At 64.8% G+C, this 8,570-nt stretch carries 4 protein-coding genes and 1 pseudogene; 3 read left to right on the top strand and 2 right to left on the bottom strand.

Annotated elements, in window-relative coordinates:
• Window positions 1–608 precede the first annotated feature (608 nt).
• The gene (locus AC1DYI_RS27190; protein ID WP_477207242.1) at window positions 609–2,789 is read left to right on the top strand and encodes a M12 family metallo-peptidase; all 2,181 of its coding nucleotides are present in this window, start codon (window positions 609–611) and stop codon (window positions 2,787–2,789) included.
• A gap of 593 nt (window positions 2,790–3,382) precedes the next feature.
• Here the strand turns inward: AC1DYI_RS27190 and AC1DYI_RS27185 are convergent.
• Entirely contained in the window at window positions 3,383–3,838 is a 456-nt protein-coding gene (locus AC1DYI_RS27185) for a hypothetical protein (protein WP_477207241.1), read from the bottom strand.
• A gap of 36 nt (window positions 3,839–3,874) precedes the next feature.
• Window positions 3,875–7,102, bottom strand: coding sequence for an nSTAND1 domain-containing NTPase (locus AC1DYI_RS27180; RefSeq protein ID WP_477207240.1), 3,228 nt, complete (start codon window positions 7,100–7,102; stop codon window positions 3,875–3,877).
• A gap of 719 nt (window positions 7,103–7,821) precedes the next feature.
• On the opposite strand from AC1DYI_RS27180, the gene AC1DYI_RS27175 reads away from it, so the two are divergent.
• Complete coding sequence (locus AC1DYI_RS27175; protein WP_477207239.1) at window positions 7,822–8,289, top strand: universal stress protein; 468 nt, start codon at window positions 7,822–7,824, stop codon at window positions 8,287–8,289.
• Window positions 8,290–8,390: 101 nt separating this feature from the next.
• Window positions 8,391–8,570, top strand: a pseudogene (locus tag AC1DYI_RS27170) (polysaccharide deacetylase family protein); the annotation flags it as partial.

The following is an 8,570-nucleotide window of genomic DNA, read 5'->3' as shown; positions in this document are numbered from 1 at the left end:
ATCCCAGGCCCACCGACCTTCCGAAATCCTTCTGGCCCAGAGTCCACGCTGAAATGCGCCCCGGCGTGGTTAGTCTGGGAGCGCTGTAGAGGTGGTTGACGTCAGATTGCGAATCGACCATCGCAGCGAACTCCCACGTCGGGATGACCATGCGCACGCAATCGCCGGCCCACGCATACGGCTCCCGTCCACGGACGTGCATCGTTGCCCACGTCCTCGAGGCTGCCATTCAATGGGGTTGACCTGCCATCGATCGTGGTCGACGTCGAATTCGCCGTATTGGACGCAAGAACGTTCGCCAGAGAAAGTACAGCGACAGGAAGTGCTTCGGAATGTCTGGATTGAACGAACGAGGCCTGAAGGGTTGAACATGGTGGACTCCATTTCGGGACGGCCGCAATTGCGACGCTCGGTTTCCGTCGCGGCCGACCGATCGGTACTGAGCGAGGCATCGAGGACGCCTTGTCAGCAACTCTGGTCGGGAAGGGATCACACCGCCTTCCCAGAATCCTTCTGGCGCGTGCAGTCAGCGCTCTGCCCTGCGAATCCGCACCGGAAGGTTTCCGGAAGGTCCATTCGGCCGCTTCTGCGCACCATGCAGTGACCCGTTGCCCCACGGCTTCGGGGAATTCGGTCAGCCGTCTCGGGCCTCACCGAGGCTTGACGGATCTCCATCCACTCAAGGAAACATCATGAACCCCACGCCACTGTCAACGCTGGCGCCGGACAAGAACGTCCGGCCCGCTTCGGACCCGTTGCTGCCAGAGACGACCCTCACAGGGAGGCCAACGTTCGCCTCGCAATTCCTGGCATCGGTGCGCACAAAATCACGCACACTCGCACACCGCCTTGGCACCGGGTCAGCGTGGTGCTTCCTGGCGCTCGGGGTCTTCGCGTCGGCGGTAGCCCATGCGCAGACGCGGCCGGAGCTGTTCAGGCCGGACACGCCGGGCGCTGTGCGCGACGTCTCACAAGCCCGGCGCATCGAACAAATCCGCCGGCAGCCCACCACCGATTCGCTCACCATCGTGCGCATCGATGCCTCGGCACTCGATGGCGCAGGCGTGCGCATCCAAGTCGGACGCCTTCGGTCGATCGACGTGGACAGGACGAGCACGGAAGTCCGCTCGGACACTGACTTCACCTGGTCGGGCGGCTTGGTGGGCGTGCAGGGCAACGCCATCCTGGTCGCGCACGACGGCAACGTGACAGGCAGCGTTYGCGACGGCCTGGACCTGTACAAGATCGAACCCCTTGGCCGGGGGCTTCACGCGATCGTGAAGATCGACCCGTCGCGCTTCCCGCCGGAGCACCCGCCGAGCTTTCATGAGACAGAGCGCCACAGCCCGGTTGCGATCGATCCGGCATCCATGACGGATCCGGGCGATGACGCGATTCGCACGATGGCGCCTCAAGTGATCGATGTGCTGGTGGCCTACACGCCGGCGGCACGTTCAGCCGTGGGGGACATTCGGGCGACGATCCAGCTGGCCATGGCCGAGACCAACCAGTCCTACGCCAACAGCGGCGTCAACATCCAGCTCAGGCTGGTCGACAACTTCGAGGTCAGCTATTCGGAAAGCGGCAAATCGTATGAGACGATCCTGAACGACTTCGCGCACATGCCGACCGTACTCGATCGCCGCGACGGCAGCGGCGCCGACATGTCGGCCATGATCATCAACCAGGCCGACTACTGCGGCATGGCCAATGCCATCATGGCCAATGCATCGACTGCCTTCGCGGTCGTGCACTACTCGTGCGCCACGGGCTACTACTCGTTCGGACACGAGTTGGGGCACCTGCAGGGTGCGCGCCACGACCCTGCCAACGACTCGACGCCCACACCATTTGCCTACGGTCACGGCTATCAGCAGACGGCGGCCGATCCCCGCTGGCGAACCATCATGGCCTACAACTGCGCGGGAGGCTGCGCCCGGCTGCCCTACTGGGCCAACCCGAATGTCCTTTACAACGGACTTCCGATGGGCACCGCCAGCGTGAGCCACGACGCACGGGTGCTGAATGAGACGGCCGCCATGGTGGCCGCCTTCCGGTCGACGACCTCGCCGGACTATGTCTATTGCGCCAATGAGTGGCAGGCCTGCGGTTTCAGTGGCACGCGGATGGTGGCCTACGGCGCCTATGACAAGTTCTTCTACCGGCGCCTGACGGACGGGACGGCTTGCAACAACTCGGTCTTCGGTGATCCCCTTCCGGGTGTCGGGAAGGCTTGCTATGTCGGCAACGACGTCTACGACTTCTGCACCAACGAGGGCGGGTATTGCGGCTTCACCGGCACTCGCAGTGTCGCGTATGGTGCCAACGGCAAGTTCAACTACGGCACGATCACGAACGGGACGTCGTGCGACAACGCGACCTTCGGAGATCCGATCCCCGGCGTGTGGAAGGCATGCCATGTTGGGCCGGCAGCGTATACATACTGTGCCTTGGAGTGGCAGACGTGCACCATGTCCGGCACATCGAACGTCGCCTATGGTGCCGACGGCCGCTTCACCTACAGAACGCTGAGCGGCAGCTTCAGCTGCGACAACGCGACCTTCGGTGATCCCGCGGTGGGACTTGGCAAGGCTTGCTACGTGGGTCCGGTGAACTACACCCACTGTGCCAGCGAGTGGCTGACCTGCAGTTTCAGCGGCACTCGGATGGTGGCCTACGGCGCCAACGGCACGTTCATTCACAAGAGTCTGTCGGGGCCTGTGGCGTGCACCAACGCCACTTTTGGTGATCCCGCACCGGGCGTGGTCAAGGCTTGCTACATCCAGTGAGCTGAATCCCTGGAGAGTCACTTTGAACGGGTGCCGCCGCACCACTTTCGTGGGGCTATGGTGGCACCAACGTTGACGTCAGATCGCGAATCGGCAGTGAGTCAAGGGGCAGCCGGCTCTCGTCGTTCGGCACGATCGGAATCACCCGCAAATCGTCCTTGAGCGCTGGCGGTACCAAGCCGTTCACAGCGGCGACGTCGGGCTGGTGCAGTTCACGTTGCCCGAGTTGTACCGACCATACAGAACGGTGAAATTGCCGACCTGAGGGTGCCCCTGTTGCTGTGCCACCTGCACGGTGTACCAGCCTGCGACTGGTGCGGACGCGATCTTGACTTTAGGCGACCAGCCGCTGATGCCGTCTCGGCAGACCGCTCCGGTCGGTGCGACGACTGTCGATGTCGAAGCGAATTCCAATGTAGAGACGACCATCCGCACGCAATCACCGGCGTTTGCATACAGCTCCGCCGTCCCCGGTCGTGATTGGCAAACGGGTCGCCACAGGCCGTCCTATCACTTCCCCCTCGAACGGCACGGAGCATTGCGGCCTTCCGGCGTCGGCGCAGCGAAATCGAGGCCTGGCCTATCCGACCTTGTTACGACATGCCTGGACCACTGTTTCTGATCTGAGGGTCGGTTGTCGCACGCAGGCTGAAGTTTGGCCCAGAAATGGAGAACAGGAGGATTGCCCCACGAGTAATGCCAGCAACGTTGCCGGCAACCGGCACACTGACCCAGGGGCCATCGTCCGATACCTGAATGAGGTTCGGCAGGTCGGGTTGATCGCATGTACGCACGGCCACACCGGCCAGCTTCGCATCGGGATCTACGGCGTGCTGCCGAAGCTCCTTGGGAAGATGCGGGTTGTCAGCGGAGACTTGTTCGATGCGAACCGAGGTGCCGGTGCAAGCAGTCAGCTGTACAGGGGGCCAGAGGCGCCGCCAGTCGGCGTCAAAGAACGCGCAATGTTGGATGCCGGTATTCTCCTCCGACTTGAGGGGGGCGACGTAGTAATAGGTTTCGCTATCAAGTGGCATGTCGACTTCCTTCAAGGTATTGCCGCGTCGAGAGCGGCTGTTGGTGTGTATTCAGCGGCCATCAGCCGACGGGTCTCTGAAACCAGGCTTGACGTGTCGCCCGCGCAGCGGCGGGCGGCGAGCCACGCTCACCAGGCGCGAGACATCCTCGGCCGCTTGCCAGGCCTGGGGCCGGCGTGCAAGCAGCGCCTGCCCGTACGAGAGTGCGGTACGTGTCAAACCGAGCGCCGAGGCGGAGTCAACGGCCGCGGCAACTCTGGCCGACAGCGCCTCGGCCACGTCCAATCGCAACCGCGCTGCGTCCAGCACGCTACTCAGCGGCGACGCATCCATTTCGCCTACCTGCAGGCGCGTCCGCAGCGACCGCAGCTCGGCCGACACATCGTGTCCGTCTTCGGCCCGCATCATCGCGAGGCCGGCCTCGGCATGGATCTGTTCAACCGCCCACCACGCGTTCTCTGGATCTCGATGGCTGGCCTCGGCCAGTGCGGCCGCCGCGGCATTCATTGCCCGAAGTCCATCGGCGCGACGGCCGCTCGCCCGCAACGCCTCGGCTTCGCGCTCGCCGAGGACGCCGCGATTGTGCTGCCGCTCTGCGTCCTCCGGCTGCCTGCTGTCTGACGCACTGAGTGCGCGAGCACGAGCGTAGTGCGCAAGCGCCTCACGTGGGGCGCCGCGCAGGTACGCAAGCTGGCCGAGCCACGTCGTGGTGTCCGCAATTGAGTTGCGCAATGCAGCGTCGTCGGGTGCAGAGCCAGCGCGCGAAGCCTTTAGCGCAAGCGCGTCACGGAATGCGTGCTCGGCGTCGGCCCATGCCGCGCGTCGCATCGCAATGGTGCCCAGGCTGCTCAGGGCGTAGCCCAATTCGGCGGCCGCCTCACCATCTTCTGGCAACGCGAGCTGCCAGAGTTCACAAGCCTCCCGATAGCGGCGCATCCAAGAGGAGGCCTCATCGAACCGATCGGCGTCGAACGCAATCTGACCCAGCCAGAACGCACTCGCCCCCTGCGTCTTGTAGATCTCCGCCGCGGCGAGCCCAGGTACTTGCTTCAGCTGCTCCAGCAGTTCACTGGCCTGGCGAAGCGCGCTAATGGCAATGTCGGTGCGCGCCTTGCCCCGGCTGCTGTTCACTTCACCAATGACCACCAAAGCCTTGGCGCGTTGCAAGGCATCTTGCGGGGTTTCCCCCGGCGTGCTGCTGCGCCCGAACAGACTCAGCGCTTGTTCACCGATGCTGCTCAACAAGTCGAGCTTGCCAATCGGACGCAACTGGTCGGCCAGGTCCCCGAGCATGAACGAAGCCAGACGCTGACTCTGGTGTTCCCGTTCAGAGGCTATGCGCGCCAGCTCGGCGTAGCGCACCGCAGCCACTCCAGCCAAGACGGCGAAGCACACAGCTCCTGCCGAAGCACCCCAACGCCAGCGCGCCTGGCGCCTGACCCGGGCCATCGAAAATGCGACGAAGGCACGCTCGTCATCGTCGAAAAGACTTGGCGCCTCACCCAGCGCTGCACCAGCCTGCCACAGCATGGCGCCGCGCGGCAGCAGCAGCGCGTTCGTACGCGAACCGTCGAGCCAGCGCCGAACCCATGGCATCAGTTCGCCTCGCGCGATCAGCGTCGTGCGGTGCTGTGCCACCCAAGCCGTGACCCGCGGCCAGCGACGAAGCAGGGCTTCGTGAGCGACTCGAAAGCCAGTTGTTCCACCCACGCGGTCAGCGACCAGCAGCCGGGCTTCAACGAGTGCATGCAACAGCGCCCGCTCATCCTCATCGGCGATCGAGCTGCCCGACACCCAACGGCTGGTAGGCGCGGCGTCTTCGGTGGACAAACCCACGAGGCGTGGCAGCAGGCGTGTGAGGGCCTCTTGCGGACCTGGTGGCAGCTCCGCGAGGGTGGATTCGGCGCGTCGGCCGATAGCACCTTCCAGGCCACCGAGTGAGTCATACGCGGCCCAGGTCAGCTCGTTGCCGGGAGCGCGGTCAAGGTAAAGCGCCTGTAAGGTGTACTGCAGCATCGGCAGCGCGTCCCGCGCATGCAACGCTTCGGCRCACAGCCGATCGTCGAGCCGGTTCATGCCGCTGGCGTCTGTGCCGTAGATGAGGCCGGCCGCGCGAGCGGGCCGGCGGATCATTTGGGCAAACGCGTCGGCATCCGGCGGCGCCAGGTCCATGTGCGCGCCCCGATCTTTGTCGATCATCAGTGCGGGATGAGCGGCCAGGCTGGGATAGAAGTCGTTTCGGCAGACCGCCAGCACCAGCAGCAGACGGCTTCGGACAAGGCACTCGATGCACGCGATGAAGGCAAATGCGTCGGCTTCCGCCGGTGCCTGGAACAGCGCCTCCAACCGGTCGAGAACGAGCAACGGTGGTGCGATGGGAACACCATCTGACTCCACGAGTTGACAGGCCGCCAAGCCGACACGCAGCAGGCGCAAGACGTCGTCAGGCTGTTCGCGCAGCGCTTGGGCAAGCGACTCGATGCTGTGGCCGGAGAGCAAGGCCGTGTCGGCACATTCCCAATCGAGGAGCGCTCCGGCCAGCGCGGCCCAGGGACCCAGGTCGGCAAAGGCTGCCAAATCAACGGTACCCGCGGTACACGCACGCAGCAGCGGCGGAGCAACACGGGTGACATCCGTCTTGGCAGGTGCCGCCAGCATGGCCGTTAGTAGCCCCGCTTGTACGAGCGAGGTCTTGCCCGAGCCGCTCGGCCCGAGCAGCAGCACTAGCGGATGACCGCGCTGCCATTGCGCCGTCAATCGGGCATGCAACTCGGCCACGGCACCGTCGCGCCCGAAGAACACGCTGGCGTGCTCGATCCCGAAGGACTCGAGACCCCTGAAGGGGGACTGTCCGCGCCAGCCACCTTGGTGGCTGCGCGGGCCCTGGTCTGAGAGCACGCGGATCGGAGCGACCAGTCGATAACCCTGTTTGCGGATGGTCTCGATATAGCGGGGCGCGGTGGCGCTGTCCTGCAGCGATCGGCGCAGCCCCGCCATGACCTTGTGCACCGGGTTGTCGCCGAGGGTCTCGCCCGGCCAGCAAGCGTCGAGCAGGGCGTCGGCGCTGACCACCTCGCCGGGCCGACGGCACAGTTCGCCAAGCACGGCCATTAGGCGCGGCTCTAGTGCCGCTGACTCGTCGCCGCGTTCGAGACGGTGTGCGTGGACGTCGACCAGCCAATCGCCCAGCATGAAGCGTGGCGCATCCGTGACGAAGCGCTCCGCTGCTCGGGTATCCGGCGCGCCGTTACCTTGCCGCGCGAATGCTGTGCCAGTCATGGCGATACCCACGGCACGATCAAAGCATGGTGCGCGTCACCAATGGCGCTATCGCGCCCCAACTGCCATTYCATGGCTTGTTTTCCTTCCCTGGTGCGCAGTGCTGCCAAGCCCTGTGCGGCGGCCAGTGTAGGTACGCATCCCCGCCGAGTCACCTGACAAACAATGGCACAGAGGCGGCAAGGGTCAACGATCGAGCGCGTCTTCCATCGCCAATCGCGGCCGGAAGGTTTCGGGAAGGTTTGACGCCGGTCTAACTACCAAAGTTGTCTGCGATGAAAGGAGCGCAGACCATGAATATGCTTGAAGCACCAATCACGTGGGTGAGCTGGGGTAGACCTCGAGATTTGGAAGCGGTGGAGCCATGCTTCGGACTCGGCTGCCTGCTTCGCGGCTCCTGTCAGTGTTATCGCGCCGTAGAGTGGGTGGCAGGCGGGTCCACCACGCGGGCGAGCTGTCTGCGTGGCGGCGAATATCCCAAGTACGCGGCCGTCACTCAAGAGCGCTCCTGCTGAAGGCGGGACTGGACGCCCAGGCGCTGGTCACCCGGCGCGCTGGGTGGCGCCACTGCGGCGGGCAGACCGTCGTGCGGGTTCGGCCCGCGGCTTGCGATCGATCAAGTGGCTGGCCGGCGCCTGGTCGAACAATCGGATCGCTCGTTCGACTCGTGTTCAGCTGGCCGATGTCACCTGAAGAAGCCACTCACCAAGGTTCTTGCCATGTACGAAAGAATTCTCGTTCCCGTCGATGGAAGCGCCACATCCAACCAGGGTCTTGAAGAGGCCATCAAGCTGGCCCGGTTGACCGGCGCCAAGATCAAGCTGCTGCATGTGGTGGACATGTGGGCCTTCGCGGCCACACCGTACACCGGCATGGCGTTGTCGCCGGACATTCTGGCGCAACTCAAAGAGGGCGGCCAGGCCACGCTCGATGTGGCCAAGGCGCGGGTGGAAGCGGACGGTCGCAGTGCCGACACGCAACTGTTCGACAACCTCGCCGGCCGCGTGTGCGACATCGTCGTTGATGAAGCCAAGAGATGGAAAGCGGACCTGATCGTCATCGGAACGCATGGCCGCCGCGGCGTCGGCAGGCTGGTGCTGGGCAGCGATGCCGAGCAGATCGTGCGCACGGCACCGGTGCCGGTGCTGCTGGTGCGCGGCCACGAACGACCCCACCCGGGTCCGTAGAGAACCACGGTCGCCGTCGCCTGGCTGCAGCACTGGGCTGGTCTGCGCTGGCCGGCCCACTGTGGGCTGCCGCGGCCCCAGCCACCGAACGGCGAATTCCGGTGCTCGTCTACCACCGGTTCGCCTCGTCGGTGACGGACAGCATGACGGTGCGCGAGATGACGTTCAGCGGGCACTTGCGCGTGTTGCGCGAGCTGGGCTGCAACATCGTGCCGCTGACCGACGTGGTCGCCTGGCGGCGTTCCCCGCAAGCGCAATTACCACCTCGTGCCGTGGCGTTG

The sequence above is a fragment of the Ideonella sp. P3_A4 genome (genome assembly GCF_056403075.1).
The sequence above is the reverse complement of the archived record's forward strand: the minus strand, read 5'-3'. Positions and strand labels throughout refer to the sequence as shown.